Annotated in this window: 15 protein-coding genes and 1 riboswitch; of the genes, 4 read left to right on the top strand and 11 right to left on the bottom strand. The window is 41.1% G+C overall.

The genetic code is table 11. The annotated features are described in order from the left end of the window. Positions 1-16: 16 nt before the first annotated feature. The 6 genes from pfkA to ACFPZG_RS04890 all read right to left on the bottom strand — a co-directional run bounded on the left by pfkA (position 17) and on the right by ACFPZG_RS04890 (position 7,743). Positions 17-979, bottom strand: a complete 963-nt coding sequence (gene pfkA, locus ACFPZG_RS04915; protein ID WP_317941254.1) for a 6-phosphofructokinase — start codon at positions 977-979, stop codon at positions 17-19. A gap of 66 nt (positions 980-1,045) precedes the next feature. Next, the gene (locus tag ACFPZG_RS04910) at positions 1,046-1,999 is read right to left on the bottom strand and encodes an acetyl-CoA carboxylase carboxyltransferase subunit alpha (protein WP_317941255.1); all 954 of its coding nucleotides are present in this window, start codon (positions 1,997-1,999) and stop codon (positions 1,046-1,048) included. Continuing rightward, a complete protein-coding gene (gene accD, locus ACFPZG_RS04905) occupies positions 1,992-2,861 on the bottom strand; it encodes an acetyl-CoA carboxylase, carboxyltransferase subunit beta (protein ID WP_283732442.1) in 870 nt (289 codons plus the stop codon). Before accD ends, ACFPZG_RS04910 begins: the two co-directional genes overlap by 8 nt. Then, positions 2,858-3,508 (bottom strand): FadR/GntR family transcriptional regulator, encoded by a 651-nt coding sequence (locus ACFPZG_RS04900; RefSeq protein WP_283732444.1) that lies wholly within the window; start codon positions 3,506-3,508, stop codon positions 2,858-2,860. The genes accD and ACFPZG_RS04900 overlap by 4 nt, the downstream gene beginning before the upstream one ends. Before the next feature lie 205 nt (positions 3,509-3,713). Beyond that, positions 3,714-6,782, bottom strand: coding sequence for a DNA polymerase III subunit alpha (locus ACFPZG_RS04895; protein WP_317941256.1), 3,069 nt, complete (start codon positions 6,780-6,782; stop codon positions 3,714-3,716). Positions 6,783-6,801: 19 nt separating this feature from the next. Then, the gene (locus tag ACFPZG_RS04890; protein ID WP_283732448.1) at positions 6,802-7,743 is read right to left on the bottom strand and encodes a DHH family phosphoesterase; all 942 of its coding nucleotides are present in this window, start codon (positions 7,741-7,743) and stop codon (positions 6,802-6,804) included. Between the two features lie 91 nt (positions 7,744-7,834). Between ACFPZG_RS04890 and ACFPZG_RS04885 the strand changes: the two genes are divergently transcribed. Then, complete coding sequence (locus ACFPZG_RS04885; protein WP_283732449.1) at positions 7,835-8,155, top strand: YtpI family protein; 321 nt, start codon at positions 7,835-7,837, stop codon at positions 8,153-8,155. 150 nt (positions 8,156-8,305) lie between these two features. Here ACFPZG_RS04885 and ACFPZG_RS04880 read toward each other — a convergent pair whose 3' ends face one another. Next, positions 8,306-9,613 (bottom strand): DRTGG domain-containing protein, encoded by a 1,308-nt coding sequence (locus ACFPZG_RS04880; RefSeq protein ID WP_283732451.1) that lies wholly within the window; start codon positions 9,611-9,613, stop codon positions 8,306-8,308. Positions 9,614-9,754: 141 nt separating this feature from the next. After that, positions 9,755-10,435: a metal-dependent hydrolase gene (locus ACFPZG_RS04875; RefSeq protein ID WP_283732452.1), complete on the bottom strand. Its 681-nt coding sequence runs from the start codon at positions 10,433-10,435 to the stop codon at positions 9,755-9,757. A 102-nt stretch (positions 10,436-10,537) separates the two neighbouring features. Here ACFPZG_RS04875 and ACFPZG_RS04870 point away from each other — a divergent pair, with 102 nt between their 5' ends. After that, positions 10,538-11,635 carry a M24 family metallopeptidase gene (locus tag ACFPZG_RS04870; RefSeq protein WP_317941257.1) on the top strand — a complete coding sequence of 366 codons (1,098 nt, stop codon included), beginning with the start codon at positions 10,538-10,540 and terminating at the stop codon, positions 11,633-11,635. A 34-nt stretch (positions 11,636-11,669) separates the two neighbouring features. Here the strand turns inward: ACFPZG_RS04870 and ald are convergent, their stop codons facing one another. Then, positions 11,670-12,782 carry an alanine dehydrogenase gene (ald, locus tag ACFPZG_RS04865; RefSeq protein ID WP_317941258.1) on the bottom strand — a complete coding sequence of 371 codons (1,113 nt, stop codon included), beginning with the start codon at positions 12,780-12,782 and terminating at the stop codon, positions 11,670-11,672. A 263-nt stretch (positions 12,783-13,045) separates the two neighbouring features. Here ald and ACFPZG_RS04860 point away from each other — a divergent pair, with 263 nt between their 5' ends. Beyond that, entirely contained in the window at positions 13,046-13,492 is a 447-nt protein-coding gene (locus ACFPZG_RS04860) for a universal stress protein (RefSeq protein WP_283732453.1), read from the top strand. A gap of 22 nt (positions 13,493-13,514) precedes the next feature. On the opposite strand, the gene ACFPZG_RS04855 is transcribed toward ACFPZG_RS04860, so the two are convergent. Both ACFPZG_RS04855 and ACFPZG_RS04850 read right to left on the bottom strand, forming a co-directional pair. Beyond that, positions 13,515-13,661: a hypothetical protein gene (locus tag ACFPZG_RS04855; protein ID WP_317941259.1), complete on the bottom strand. Its 147-nt coding sequence runs from the start codon at positions 13,659-13,661 to the stop codon at positions 13,515-13,517. A 195-nt stretch (positions 13,662-13,856) separates the two neighbouring features. Then, positions 13,857-14,162: a hypothetical protein gene (locus ACFPZG_RS04850; RefSeq protein WP_283732454.1), complete on the bottom strand. Its 306-nt coding sequence runs from the start codon at positions 14,160-14,162 to the stop codon at positions 13,857-13,859. A gap of 242 nt (positions 14,163-14,404) precedes the next feature. Next, a riboswitch (Lysine riboswitch) is annotated at positions 14,405-14,583 on the top strand. Between the two features lie 127 nt (positions 14,584-14,710). Between ACFPZG_RS04850 and dapA the strand changes: the two genes are divergently transcribed. Further along, on the top strand, positions 14,711-15,598 hold the full coding sequence (dapA, locus tag ACFPZG_RS04845) for a 4-hydroxy-tetrahydrodipicolinate synthase (RefSeq protein WP_283732455.1): 888 nt from the start codon (positions 14,711-14,713) through the stop codon (positions 15,596-15,598). Positions 15,599-15,651: the final 53 nt, after the last annotated feature.

Here is a 15,651-nt window from a genome sequence, read left to right as displayed (position 1 = left end):
TTTCATATTGTGCTTTTTAAATCGACAATTCTTTTGATAATTTGTATAATTCCATATCTAAGGAGTGGTCTGTTGGTTTAAATACCACTTCTAAATCATAGTCTACCACCACATTGTTTTGCATACCAATTGCAACACTACTTCGCCCTTCACGCAGCACTTCTACAGCCCTCGCACCATATTGGCTTGCAATGACGCGATCCCTTGCAGAAGGCGAGCCGCCCCGTTGAATATGCCCTAATACGGAAACCCTTGTTTCAATATTCGCCTTTTCTTTTAATAAATCCGACAAGCCTGAGCCAGACATGACACCTTCAGCAACAATGATAATACTATGCTTTTTGCCACGCCCTGTTCCACTTTGTAATCGATTGACAATTTCATCCATATCAAAACCTGCTTCAGGAATGAGAATTGTTTCCGCTCCACCAGCCAATCCAGCCCAAAGTGCAAGGTCACCAGCATCTCGGCCCATCACTTCGATGATGAATGTACGTTCATGAGATGTGGCGGTATCTCGTATTTTATCAATTGCATCAATGACTGTATTTAATGCCGAATCAAAACCGATTGTAAATTGGGTTCCATTAATATCGTTATCTATAGTAGCTGGAACACAAGCACATGGAATACCTAATTTGACCAATTCTAATGCCCCTCTGAATGATCCATCGCCACCAATAATGACAAGACCTTCGATGCCGTTCAATTTTAATTGATGAACCGCTTTCTTTCGACCTTCCTCAGTCATAAACTCCTCTGAACGGGCAGATCTTAGCATTGTTCCCCCCCGTTGAATAATATCACCGACGGAGCCAAGTTGTAATTGTTCGATTTTCCCTTGAATAAGCCCTTGATATCCATTGAATATACCAGAAACTTCAAGACCATCATGTATGGCCTTACGGACAACTGCACGAACTGCTGCATTCATGCCCGGAGCATCTCCTCCACTTGTTAGAACACCGATTTTTTTCAACAAGAACACTCCTTGGTATGTATTTCAAAAAAGGCGAAAAGATGCGAAAAAACCTCGCATCCTTCCTTACTCAGTAAATACGCCTAAGTTTCTATATTTAGAATACCGATTCTCTATCAAGCTTTCCCCATCCATTCCCTTAAAGGCATCAAGAGATTTTCTAAGCGCCTCACGTATAAATTCAGATTGCTTCTTAGGATCTCTATGGGCCCCTCCCATTACTTCAGGGACGATATCATCAATTATACCCATTTCCAACAGATGTGGTGCAGTGATTTTCATCGCCTCAGCCATCTGCTTTGCGAGCGACGCATCTCTCCAAAGAATGGAAGCCGCCCCTTCAGGTGAAATAACCGAACACCATGAATTCTCAAGCATCAGGAAATGATTAGCGACGCCAATTGCAAGTGCACCACCACTTGCTCCTTCACCAATTACGATTGAAATAACAGGCACTTTAAGTCCCGCCATCTCAACAAGATTTCGGGCAATGGCTTCACTTTGCCCACGTTCCTCAGCAGCTTTTCCTGGATATGCTCCTTTTGTATCGATTAAGCATATGATTGGTCGACCGAATTTCTCAGCCTGTTTCATTAAGCGTAATGCCTTTCTGTACCCATCAGGATGTGGCATACCAAAGTTCCTTTTTAGGTTTTCCTTTGTATCCCTACCACGCTGTTGGCCAATAATGGTAACTGGTTGATTTTCAAAAAAACCAATCCCGCCCACAATCGCAGCATCATCTCCGAATACCCGATCCCCATGAAACTCCATGAAATCTTCGAATAAATCACTAATGTAATCGAGCGATGTAGGACGTTCTGGATGTCTTGCAACCTGTACACGATCCCACGGATCCATATTTTCATAAATTTCTTCTTCAAGATTCTTTAATCGCACTTTAAGGTTTTCAATTTCTGTTGATAAATCAACCTCAGACGAATTTGTAAATTCCTCTAATTCTTTAATTTTCTCACGAAGTTTAATGATTGGTTCTTCAAACGTTAGTGTCTTACTCATGTGCATTTTCCTCCCTAACATGAAGTCGAATGATTTTGGAAAGAGTCTCTTTCATATCTTCCCTATGAACGACAGCGTCCAGTTGACCATGGTTCAATTGGAATTCCGCTGTTTGGAAATCATTCGGCAACTTTTCCCTAACAGTCTGTTCAATAACACGTCTACCGGCAAAACCAATCAAAGCTTTTGGTTCGGCAATATTAATATCCCCAACAGATGCAAAGCTTGCCGAAACACCACCAGTTGTCGGATATGTCATCACGGAAATATATAATAAACCTTTTTCGGAATGGCGTTTCAGTGCCACACTTGTTTTTGCCATCTGCATTAACGATAAGATACCTTCCTGCATCCTTGCACCGCCACTTGCTGAAAAGATAATGACAGGAAGACCTGATTCAGTTGCATGTTCAACTGCACGAGTTATTTTTTCACCAACAACAGAACCCATAGAACCCATGCGGAAATGGGAATCCATAATGGCAACCGCAACCTTACTTCCACCAATTTTTCCAGTTCCGGTCAATACAGCTTCATTCAATCCAGTCTGCTCTTTATCAGATGCCACTTTTTCCATATAAGATGGAAAATTCAATGGATTCTCCGTCTTCAAATGATTATCCATTGACTCAAAGGTGTCCTCGTCAAATAAGCATTCCACCCGCTCCCATGCAGTCATCTTAAAATGATGACCACATTTCTGACAAACCTTTGCAGTTTTCAAAAGATCTTTAGTCAATATGATTTCTTTACATTCCGGACATTTGGTCATAATCCCTTCAGGCACATCATTTTTCGCTTCTGCTGAAGGTATCGTTATCGCTTGCTTCTTTTTATGTTTTGTAAAAAGATCTCGGATCATAGTAATTCTTCCCCCTCAATTTTTTCTATCCATTTTTCGTAAGATTCCAATGCTTCGAAAACGTGCCCACCAAGCAAGTTTTCAAGCAATGCATTCATAATTTGGCTTTCATTCGTTTCTGTCATTTTTCCATAAGGCACTCTGCTATATTGCTTCAATAGAAACCAGATTTTCAATGATAAGCGGTTGTCCGTTGCTACAATCATTTCCCGGACAATATCTTCTCTTAATATGGAACCTTCTTCTTCCAACCTTACTAATAGGCTTTTCCAAACCGGGAGCTGTTGTTTTTGTGGGTCTTTACAAATAGATTGGATTGCAGCCTTCTCGTGGATAATGCGAGTTTCTCTTGCATCTTTGGCAGAATCAGGCTGTTGCATAATGAATGTAGATAAAACCTCAACAAGCTGATGTTTTTTGAAATCCCCCAAAAATGTACCTTCTCCACGGCGTGTTTCAATTAGTCCTAATAACTCAAGGCTTCGAAGTGCTTCGCGGATTGTTGATCTTCCTACTTGTAGACGTTCCGCCAGTACACGTTCAGACGGTAATTTATCACCAATTTCTATACCTTCTGCCTTAATCATGAGCCTTAGTTCTCCAACTATGTCAAGAAACATCTTAGATGATGGTTTTGTATTTTGCATTCGGGCCCCGCCCCTTTAGGTAATTCATCTTCCGAAAAGTGGTCTGACCACTCATGTCTAATAGCATACAGAAAAATGGGAGTTGCGTAAAGCGATTTTAAGGAAAAATATCGGAAATACTGGTTAGCCCATAATTATGTCCAGCAAAAATAATAAAACAGGTAAAGGATAGCATTTGCATTCCTTCACCTGTTTACCCCTGAAATTAAATTTTATTAACTTTTTGAACGATCAACTGGGTTTGGCCGTTGCGTTTTTCCATCGTTCCTTCAAGTTGTACCATTGCGAGTTCTTGTAGGTGAACATTGCTTACAGCGTATTGCTTAGGAAATAGTGTGCAGGATAGTTCGCCAGTTTCGTCTTGTAGAGTTAGGAAAGCCATTGCTTCACCTTTCTTGGTGCGTATGCGTTTGATTTCGCGAATTAAGCCGGCGACTTTCAATATGCTACGTTCCCTAACATTAGGGACATCTACAAGGTCAATGATATTGCCGCCTAAATTCTTTTTCATTTCCAATGCTGGATGTTCAGATAAATAGAAACCCAACACTTCCCGTTCGTATTCCAACATAGCGAATCTGGGCATTGTTCCACCTGGGGTGTATTTCGGTTTTGCTATGGAATAAATGACGTCATGGAGTAAGTCATCTTCCCCTTCGGAACCGATAAACATTGCATGATTCCGGGCAGCTTCGATAGATGCTAACAGAACAGATCTGTTTTCTCTAAATTCATCAAGTGCACCTGCTTTTATTAATGGAATAATAGCTTTTTCCGTGAAATTTGTTCCGCCGATGGCAGCAGAAAAATCGAATAATGATTTCCAACCAACCTTTGTTCGCGCTGACTTTACAACGTTATAAAATGAAGGGGTCACGCCCTTAATGGCGCCAAGTCCAACACGAATCGAACCATTTTCAACGATATGTGAAAATTTACTTTTTTGGATTGATGGCGGCAGAATTGTAATCCCTTTACTCCTTATTTCATGGATGTATTCCATTATTTTATCTTGGTTGCCCGTCGCTAACGATAAGAGAGCTGCGTAAAAATATGCAGGTTCATTCGCTTTGATGAAGGCTAATTGGTAGGAGATCAAGGAATACGCCACGGCATGGCTTTTCGGGAATCCATAATCCGCAAATTTAACGATCAAATCATAGATTTCACTCGCCGATTTTTCTGGGAAGTTATTGTTTACTGCACTCTTAACAAAATGCTCCCTTTCTTGTCGCAATATTTCTCTTTTCTTCTTACTTACTGCCCTTCGCAAAAGATCCGCTTCAGCCATTGAAAATCCTGCAATTCGCACGGCTATTTGCATGATTTGCTCCTGATAGACGATGATGCCTTCCGTCTCTTTCAAAATCGGTTCAAGCTGAGGGTGAATATAATGGACTTTTTCATTATTATTTTTCCTTCTGCTGTATAGAGGAATGTTTTCCATCGGACCCGGACGATATAATGCATTTATGGCATAGATATCACTGAATTCGTCAGGTTTAATAAGTCTTAAGGCGTCTCTCATTCCGTCTGATTCGAACTGGAATACCCCTGTCATATCCCCTTCCCTGAACAACTCAAAAGTCTTCTGATCATTTAAAGGTATTTCTTCGAAATTCAACACGACTTCTTTGTCATGCTCAATCATGGATTTGATACGATCCATCAATGTTAGGTTCCGTAACCCAAGAAAGTCCATTTTCAATAAGCCGACTTCTTCAACGTCTCCCATGGCCCATTGCGTTAAGTAAATATCGTCTGTCCCGTTTTGTAGGGGAACTGTTTCCACAAGTGGGACTGGGGAAAGAATGACGCCTGCCGCGTGCGTTGAGGCATTTCTTGGCAATCCTTCCAAAGCCCTCGCTGCTTGGTACCATTTGTTTCGGATAGGGTCCAAAGCAATCCAATCCTGAAGCGCCTTTGAGTGTTTAACAGAGTCTTCCAGTTTTCTGCTATGACCTTCTTGTATTTGTTTTGACAGAAATCCCATTTCTTCATTACTAAAATCGAATACCCGGGCAACATTTCGAGCAACAGATTTAGCCGACAAAGTGCCGAACGTAATGATTTGAGCTACATGTGATTTCCCATACTTTTTGGCAACATACTCAATAACTTCAGAGCGTCGATTATCTGCAAAATCGATATCGATATCGGGCATTGTAATTCTTCCCGGGTTCAGGAAACGCTCAAAGATAAGTCCGTATTTGATAGGATCTACGTCTGTAATACCGAGTGAATAAGCGACAAGTGACCCCGCGGAAGAACCCCTTCCTGGTCCTGTAAGAATACCCTGTTCTCTCGAGAAACGCATGAAGTCCTCTACGATTAAAAAATAATCGGAGAACCCCATGGATTCTATTATTTTTAGCTCATATTGTATTCTTTCAAAATAGGTCGGGGTTACGGAACCAAGTCGTCTTACCAACCCTTCCTCACAATGTTCCTTTAATAGCGTAGCTGAGGTTTCACCTACTGGAACCGGAAAAGCAGGCATCTGAAATTGACTCGGCGGTAATTCCGCATTGCAGGACAGCATTATACCTGACATATTTTCAAGCCATTCAGGCTGATCTGAAAACCAGTTCTGAAATTGTTCTTCTTCAGGAAGAAAAGCATCGTAAACTTCGATTTTGGGTCGAGAAGGGTCATTTAACTTATATCCGGATCGAATGGCAGTGGCGACTTCAAATGCGAACGCATCCTCTTCCATAAGATATCTTGACTCATGGAAGGCTGTTATCTCTATTCCGTTCGCCTCACTAATTCTTTGAATCTCTTCCTCGGAAGGATGTCTTACACCGCCTGGTCTGGAAACTCCGATGTAAACCGTTTGGCAAGCATTTCCTATTTTTTCAATGGTGTCGGTTAGCCGCCACTCTTCCCATGATTTATCGGTCAAAGGGCAAATAAGGACACAGCCCTCACTGTAAGCTTGCAGCCATTTTAATGGCAGCGTCTCCTGTTCCCTTGTCGCCATAGCACTACTGATTTTAAGTAAGTTGCCATATCCCTTATCATCCTTTGCATAGGCGAAGAGGAGCACATCCTTTCCTTCAGTAATATCAAGACGGATCGATAGACCGATAACCGGGTGGATATCGTATTTCTTCATTACATTATAAAATGAACGTACTCCGTACATTTTTGAATTGACGATTCCTACGGATTTAGCCCCTCTCCTTTTCAGAAGGGGGGCTAAGTGGTCGAGTTTTATAATTCCGCGCAATAGATCGGCGCCGGTTACAATTTGTGGATAGACAAGAACCAATTTCAACCCCTCCGACCCGTTATTTCACCGTGCATAATACTTTCAATTTGGCAATGATCTCATCTGCTTTTTCCCATGTGTAAACAGATGCTCCTGAAGCCAAAGGATGTCCTCCGCCGTCATACTCAGCCGCTAACTTGTTGATCACAGGGCCTTTCGAACGTAAACGCACTCGAATTTGATCATCTTCTTCAACAAAAATCACCCAGGCACATATTCCTTTTACATCGCCAAGGGCCCCGACAAGCTGAGAGGTTTCGCTAGCAGTTACATTAAATTCCTTTAATATCGACTTATCGATTTTAATGAAAGCCGAGCCATTTTCATCGATTGTAAAATTTTGATACATATACCCTTTCAAATGAAGCAGTCTACGATCTTCTTCGTACATTTCAGCAAAAAGACGAGTTCGATCGAAATCATATTTAATAAGGCTGCTTGCAATTTCAAAAGTTCTTACTGTTGCACTTGGGAAGAGAAAGCGACCAGTATCCCCTACAATCCCTGCATAGAGTAAGCGCGCGCAATCATCAGACATCTTCCAGCCGTAATGCTCCTGTCCTTCTTCGAATAAGAGATAAATCATTTCAGAAGTAGAACTGGATTCTGTATCAACCCATCTCAGATCACCATACGGATCGACATTAGGATGATGATCTATTTTCAGTATAAAAGCGCCATTCAAGTAATTCTCCGCATCAATCCGCTCAGTGTTCCCAGTATCTGTAATAATCACAAGTGCGTTATCATAGTCGGATGCAGTTACTACATCCTGAGTAGCTAAATAAGAAAGCATTTCATCATGCGTTCCCGATGCATATACTTGTTTAGTAGGATAGTTTGTTTTTATCAATTCCTTTAACCCTACCTGAGATCCATATGCATCTGGATCCGGTCTGACATGTCGATGGATAATGATCTTGTCATATTTCTCAATTGTGTCGATGATTTGTCTTTTCAATTTCAGTTTCCTCCACGTTTCAATGATTTTTAGTCGCAATCCCAAAATAAAGCCGCTACAATGGAAGAAGTTCTTTGATGGAGGCCTTTTTATGAAAACAATAAATTTCTTTTTAGTCTTTTTCATCGTAGCATCTGGTGTTTTCTATTTTTATTTTAAAACTCGTCAATTTAGGACAAGTTATGTATTTCCAATCCGTAAAAAAATGTTTGCGAGTAAAGCTGGATCTTTCTTAGGCGGACTTCTGCTTTTCTTTGGCATAAACCAGCTTATTCTTTTTCAAGGCATTGTCACCTATTTGGTTTCCGGGTTATTCATCGCCTTTGGTGCATACATCATCTATTTCAATACGAAAGCAACAAAGCATTATAAGCAGTATGTTGACGAAGAGACAAGGTTGAACGAAAACTGATGCACATTGCATCAGTTTTTTTTGTTTTTCGTCTAGCTCCAGGTGGCAGCTGCTCGGGTCATAAGTCAGCTCTGCTGTAAGGCAAAGGGCGCCTTTTCGCAGATCTGCCTTATGCCTGTCGCAGCTAACCGCCACCCTCCGCTTTTGTCGTTATCTCTCAAACAACTGATACATGACCATCGCTTTGGCAATGAGTTCCGAATCTGAGAAAAGGTCGAAGTCCACTTTAACGAACCTACGGCTCATCTGGAGGATTCTTGGTTCAACGGTGACTACACTTCCAAGCTGTACGTGTTTAATGAAGTAGATTGTCATGTTTTCAGGTACACTTTCACCGCGCTTACGCATTTTAATCGCCCGGTTGCCAACGTCTGTCAAAAGCGTCGTCAATGCCCCATAGGATAATGATCCAAATTGATTTGTCATTTGAGGGACAACAGAGAATTCGACATTCTGCGGGTGATCCGGCACCGCTTTCATCTGTCCTTTAACGATATCATCTATTTTCTCGCCCTGTTGTGGTTGCCTTTGCGTCATTTGCAATGCCTTCAGTACATCTTGCCGACTAATGATACCTTCTAAAATGTTAGTATCACTCACTACCGGCATTAAATCGATGCCCTCCCAAATCATGCTATGACCAGCGGATGCAACACTTGTTTTACCACTTACTGTTATTGGATGTTGGGTCATCACTTTTTCAATCAGATCCGTTTCATTCTTTCCTACTGCATCCCGTGATGTAACAATTCCAATCAGCCTACCGTTCTTTTCTATGACCGGATACCCGGAATGTGCCGTTTTACGGTTCACTTCGTTAAAATAACCGACATTGTCCTTCGGGAAGAAAGTGATTGTTTTCTCAAGGGGTGTCACAATGTCTTCTACAAGCAGGATTTCCTTTTCTATTAATTGGTCGTAAATCGCCCGGTTCAACATAGTCGCAACCGTAAATGAATCATAGCTGGATGAGATGATAGGTAAATTCAATTCATTTGCTAGCTTTTTTGCTTCATCGGCAACATCGAAACCTCCTGTGACTAGGACAGCTGCACCTGCGCTTAATGCAAGCTCATGTGCCCTTAGCCTGTTTCCGACAATCAGTAAGCTGCCCGCGTCTATGTATCGTCTCATATCCTCAAGTTTCATGGCTCCAATGACAAATTTGGTTAGTGTTTTATGAAGTCCATCACGACCTCCTAAAACTACCCCATCAACAATATTGACGACTTCAGCATAAGTCAGTCGCTCAATATTCTCCTTCTTTTTCTTTTCAATACGTATTGTTCCCACTCGCTCAATCGTATTGACGAGCTTTTGGTTTTCAGCTTCCTTAATTGCCCGATATGCTGTGCCTTCACTAACTGACAAGGCCTTTGCAACTTGCCGGACGGAAATTTTTTCGCCGACCGCTAACCCTTCGATATAACGTAAGATCAATTCATGTTTAGTCGACATCTTTTCACCTTTTTTCTCTATTTACCTATTCCCATTTTATCATATATCAAAAAGAATAGCGTTTACCAAGGCATTGTTAGATTTCGAATTAATTGAAAAACCGATTCAGAACATAATTCCACTGTTCGAATCGGTCAATATTCAAATTTCTATTGAGTCTCCAGCCTGCATGATGTTCACTTCGTGAGTTGATACAAGATTTTTAAATTGTTGCGGATTTTGCCTGATTGGAGGGAATGTATTGTAATGAATTGGCACAACAAGTTTGGGATTCAACAGTTCTACAGCGACCGCAGCGTCTTCAGGTCCCATTGTGAAATTATCCCCAATCGGAAGGAATGCTACGTCGATTGTCTGACGCTTCCCTATTAAAGCCATATCACCAAATAGCGAAGTATCTCCGGCATGGTAAACCGTTTTTCCTTCTGCGGTAAATAAGATCCCTGAAGGCATTCCCGTATAGATGATTTCATTTTCATCCGTTGTGTAAGAAGAACTATGGAATGCCTGCGTTAATTTAACGCTCCCGAACTCAAACTCATTCATTCCACCAATATTCATGCCATGAGTATTGAGTCCCTGCCAACCGAGGTAAACGGCAAGTTCATTAGGAGCTACGATTAACGGGTTGTATCTTTTAGCAATTTCAATCGTATCTCCAACATGGTCATTATGTCCGTGCGTTAGCAAAATAACATCAGGCGTCTGATCGGATGCCTTTAGGTCAGTCAATTCATTTCCCGTGATGAATGGGTCTATTAATATCGTCTTTCCCGCCGTTTCAATCTTCACGACAGAATGTCCATGATAAGAAATCTTCATTTAAAATCCCCCTCCATATACGTTCATACTTACTTGTTTCGATAATCAAACACAAAACCCTCTTTTTTGGTATGATAAAATTATCCAAAGAGGAGGGTCAATATGAATAAAATTCAGGACATTCAGCAATTCTTGCAAGATGAAAATTTAGATGCAGCGCTCATTACAACTCCAGACAATGTTTTCTATGTATCCGGTTTTAAAAGTGAACCACATGAAAGACTTTTAGGCGTAATGGTATTCAAGGAAGCTGAACCATTCGTCATCTGCCCATTAATGGAAGTGCCTGATTTGAAGGCTTCCGGTTGGAATTTTGAAGCCGTCGGACACCAAGATACGGAAGATGCTTGGGAAGTACTTGCTGCAGCCGCACGGAAGAGAAATGTTTCGTTAGAGAAAATCGCTATCGAAAAATCTCATTTGACAGTTGAGCGAATGGAACGAATGGAAGAGCTCTTCGAAGGTGTAACAATTTCCCGTATTGATGAAAAGTTGAATTCCTTAAGAAATATAAAAAGCGAAGACGAGCTTATAAAGCTGCGAAAGGCGGCAGAATTAGCTGATTATGCAATAGAAGTAGGTTGTAAGGAGATTGCTGAAGGAAAAACAGAACTCGAAATCCTTATGGCAATCGAGTTTGAAATGAAGGGAAAAGGCGCAGAAAAGATGTCATTCGATACGATGGTATTGTCTGGTCCAAAAACTGCATCTCCTCATGGCAAACCAGGTTCCCGGAAAATCCAAAAAGGCGATTTCATTCTATTTGACCTCGGTGTTGTTTATGAAGGATATTGCTCCGACATTACAAGAACAGTGGCATTTGGAGAGCCATCCGAAAAACAGCGTGAGATTTATGAAACAGTTAGAAAAGCCGAACAGGCGGCAATCGATTTAGTCCGTCCTGGAGTGAAGGCACGTGAATTGGACAAGGTTGCTAGAGATGTCATAACGGAAGCCGGATATGGTGAGTACTTCACCCACCGCCTCGGGCATGGACTCGGCATTTCTGTACATGAATTCCCATCCATCACCGGGACAAATGATCTTGAACTTCAAGAGGGCATGGTCTTTACGATAGAACCAGGAATTTATAATCCAGAAATCACAGGTGTGCGTATTGAAGATGATGTCGTCGTCACAGCTGACGGAGTTGAAGTTTTAACTAAGTTCCCTAAAGAATTAAAAATCATAGAAGCATAAAAAATGCTGTCCGGTTTTCCGGACAGCGTTTTCATTACCCCAATAAAGTTTCTGCAGGCACATACTCAATGCCTTGCGCTTCAGCAACAGCTTTGTATGTGACATGGCCTTCCAATGTATTGATCCCCTTTTGCAAGGCAGGGTTATCCAAGCACGCTTGCTTATATCCCTTATTTGCAATTTGCAATGCATATGGCACCGTTACGTTTGTCAATGCCATTGTTGACGTGCGTGGAACAGCACCTGGCATATTTGAGACAGCATAATGGACGATTCCATGCTTCTCATACGTTGGATTGTCGTGAGTAGTTACACGGTCGGATGTTTCAAAGATTCCACCTTGGTCGATAGCGATATCGACAAGTACAGAGCCCGGCTTCATCGATTTAACCATTTCTTCAGAAACCAATTTCGGAGCCTTTGCACCCGGAACTAATACACATCCTATAACAAGATCAGATTCCTTGACTGATTCGGCAATATTGAATGGATTGGAAACAAGAGTCTGGATGTCGTTTCCGAACATTTCATCTAATTGGCGAAGACGATCAACTGATAAATCCAAGACAGTTACTTGTGCACCCATCCCAACTGCAATTTTAGCGGCATTTGTACCCGCTTGTCCCCCACCAATTACAGTTACTTTACCGCGTGATACTCCAGGAACACCTGACAGAAGGATTCCTTTACCCCCATTGATTTTCTCAAGGTATTGCGCACCGATTTGAGTAGCCATTCTTCCAGCCACTTCACTCATAGGAGCTAATAATGGCAAAGAATTATTGACTTGTACAGTTTCGTAAGCGATTCCAATTACTTTATTATCAAGTAATGCTTTAGTCAATTCCAATTCAGGAGCAAGATGTAGATATGTGAATAAAATAAGCCCTTCGCGGAAATAACCATACTCAGATGCAAGCGGTTCCTTAACTTTCATGACCATATCCGCTTCCCAAGCTTCACCTGCCGTCTCGACAATTTCCGCGCCTGCATTGACATAATCTTCATCAGTGAAGCTCGATCCAAGACCCGCTCCTGTTTCGATCAACACCTCATGTCCTGCAGATTTCAAATTGAAAGCCCCAGCAGGCGTCATTGCAACCCGATTTTCATTATTCTTGATTTCTTTTGGAACACCTATGCGCATTTCCAATCCCCCTAAATATTGATAATAAGTTGGCCGATTCGACACATAATATGAAAGGACCAATGTACAATCAATTCTATCAGATTTGTTATTAGATTGCCGCATTTTAATTATACAATCGAATTTTCAGATTTATATTAAGTGAATACACTTTCCCCACTGTGACAATTTCGTCGAATTTGTCAGGAAATTGGAAGGGTTTTTGTGATTTTTGTAGAATATAATTAATATGTAAGTAAAATCTACAGGATGGAGTGAAGAACATGGTACTAAAATATGACCAAATTATTGTGGCTGTTGATGGATCCAAGGAATCTAAATGGGCTTTCAAAAAAGCAGTTGGCATAGCAGAGCGGAACAATGCTACACTGAATTTGGTGAATATCATCGACACACGTTCATATGCGGCTGTAGAGGCATACGATCGTTCCATCGCCGAACGGGCACAGAAATTTGCCGAAGAATTACTTAATGAATATAAGCAAGAAGCTGAAACTGCAGGTTTGCAAAATGTGAACATCATTGTAGAATATGGCTCCCCTAAAACAATGATTTCCCGTGACATTTCAAAAAAAGTCGAGGCTGACCTTATTATCTGCGGAGCAACTGGACTAAACAAAGTCGAACGCTTCTTGATTGGTAGCGTATCTGAAAACATCGTACGATCCTCTTCATGTGATGTGCTTGTTGTAAGAACACCTGAAGAATAAAACATATTGCAGAAAGGGCTGTCTAGATAGTCAGTAAAAACTGATTGTCTGTGACAGCCCTTTTATCAATTATGCTATGGGTACTGTTGATTTGCGCTCCAGACGGCACGCTTTCCGGAGGGCGTGCGGTGAACCAACCCGTTCGCTTCGCTTCCATTGGTTGTTTCACCTGTCCCGCTGATCCTCCCGGAGTCGGCCGTCTTCCGCTCCAATCAACTAAGTGTTTGTTTCTATACTTCAAGCGCAAAAAAGACAGAACTTAGAAACTTCATAAATTCCCTCTCCCAATTTCAATTGAACTACTTTATGAAACATTGCAATCTGCACCATCGATTACGAATGCACTATCATCAAAATGATTTTTCTAATGAATTTTCAAATCACCATTCTTCATACGAATTTGTTTGGCCTTATAAATCTTAAGTAACTCATCAACACTCCAAAAAAGGAAAGAAGATAGAAGAGAGAGCAATAAAAGAAATTTCATTGGTTCCCAACCCTCTTCATTTCTATGTATAATCATGATAAATGCAGTAGCAAGAATTAAATGAATTACTAATGCAGCTCCCACTCTTCCTATCCCCTTTAATTTTTTAGTGACAAAATCGGATAGTACGGAACTTGGCAACCCATAGAGCAAAAGGATAGGGAATAAATTCATTCCAATCATTATTACAAACCCCGATGGTTCTATAAGGAAAAGAATACATGAACTTCTAATTTTTCTCTATTTTATTCCATTGATATTTCTGATGATTGAAGCGTCCTCCCAAAGCGGAAATCACCATTTTTGCAGACTATTTTTAATAATATACATTACTTTAGTCCAATCTAATAACTTTTGCTTGCATTTATTATCAATAAGGGTTAAGGTTTTAGTAATTTAATACTTACTTATTTCGAAAGTTTTGAAGTAAGGATAGAGGCGCAAAGACCATCAGTACACATTCGGAGGATAATGAGATCCTGTGATGAGTGTGGAAAGGGGAATTTGCCGAAGTGGAGAGAATCTCATTCTTCTTGAAGCTGGTTCTGGGTTGAATAAGTCCAGGATTGTCATATAGGAAACTATATGGAGGGCTATCTTATGCAGAGAAATAATTTATTTATTATTTCAAAGCAACAACGAGCCCTCGTTGTTGCTTTTTGCGTTCATCAACAAACCGCCCTCCACCCTCTATTTATTTTTTAAAAAATAAATGATAGGACGTGGAGATTATGAATTTCGGACAAATTGTAACAGCTATGGTGACACCTTTTAACGAGCATGGGGAAATTGACTTCCCTGCAACAAGAAACTTGATCAATCATTTACTTGCGAACGGAACTGACGCTTTAGTAGTGGCTGGTACTACAGGTGAATCACCTACATTGACGACAGAAGAAAAAATTACGTTATTCAAGTTTACTGTAGATGTCGTTGCCGGAAGGGTTCCGGTTATTGCCGGTACTGGTTCAAACAACACAAGAGAATCCGTGGAGCTGACTATTCAAGCAGAAAATATTGGTGTAGATGCAGTAATGCTTGTCGCAGCTTATTATAATAATCCTTGTCAAGAAGGCTTATATCAGCACTTTAAGACAATTGCAGAAGCCACTTCCCTACCAGTAATGCTTTACAATATTCCTGGACGCAGTGTCGTCAACATCACGGTAGACACAATCGTCCGCCTATCGGCAATTCCAAATATCGTGGCCCTCAAAGAAGCTAACGGTAATTTAGACGCGATGTCCGAGGTCATCGACCGGACGCCTGTCGGTTTTTCACTGTATAGCGGCGATGATGCTTTAACAATTCCAGTTTTGTCTATTGGTGGGGTAGGTGTTGTTTCCGTCTCATCACATATAATAGGAAACGAAATGCAATCTATGATTCGAAACTTTAAACTTGGCGATATTCAACAGGCCGCAAAAGAACATCGCAGACTGTTGCCAATGATGAAAGCTCTTTTCGTCGCACCAAACCCATCCGGTGTAAAAGCCGCGTTGAATTTAACAGGGGTCTCCGTCGGCGGAGTCCGCTTACCTATGATTCCATTGAATGACGAACAACTGCTTATCGTACAAAAAGCCTTGACTGTTAACGAAGAAGTAATTATTTATTAATTCAAGTTTAATTAAAAAAGCGACATGCCATTCCGAATAGGAACAGCATGTCG

The sequence above is a fragment of the Sporosarcina thermotolerans genome (assembly GCF_042658975.1).
In the GTDB taxonomy this organism is placed as follows: Bacteria; Bacillota; Bacilli; order Bacillales_A; family Planococcaceae; genus Sporosarcina; species Sporosarcina thermotolerans.
Note: the sequence above shows the minus strand (reverse complement) of the source record. Positions and strands in the feature narration are given on the sequence as shown.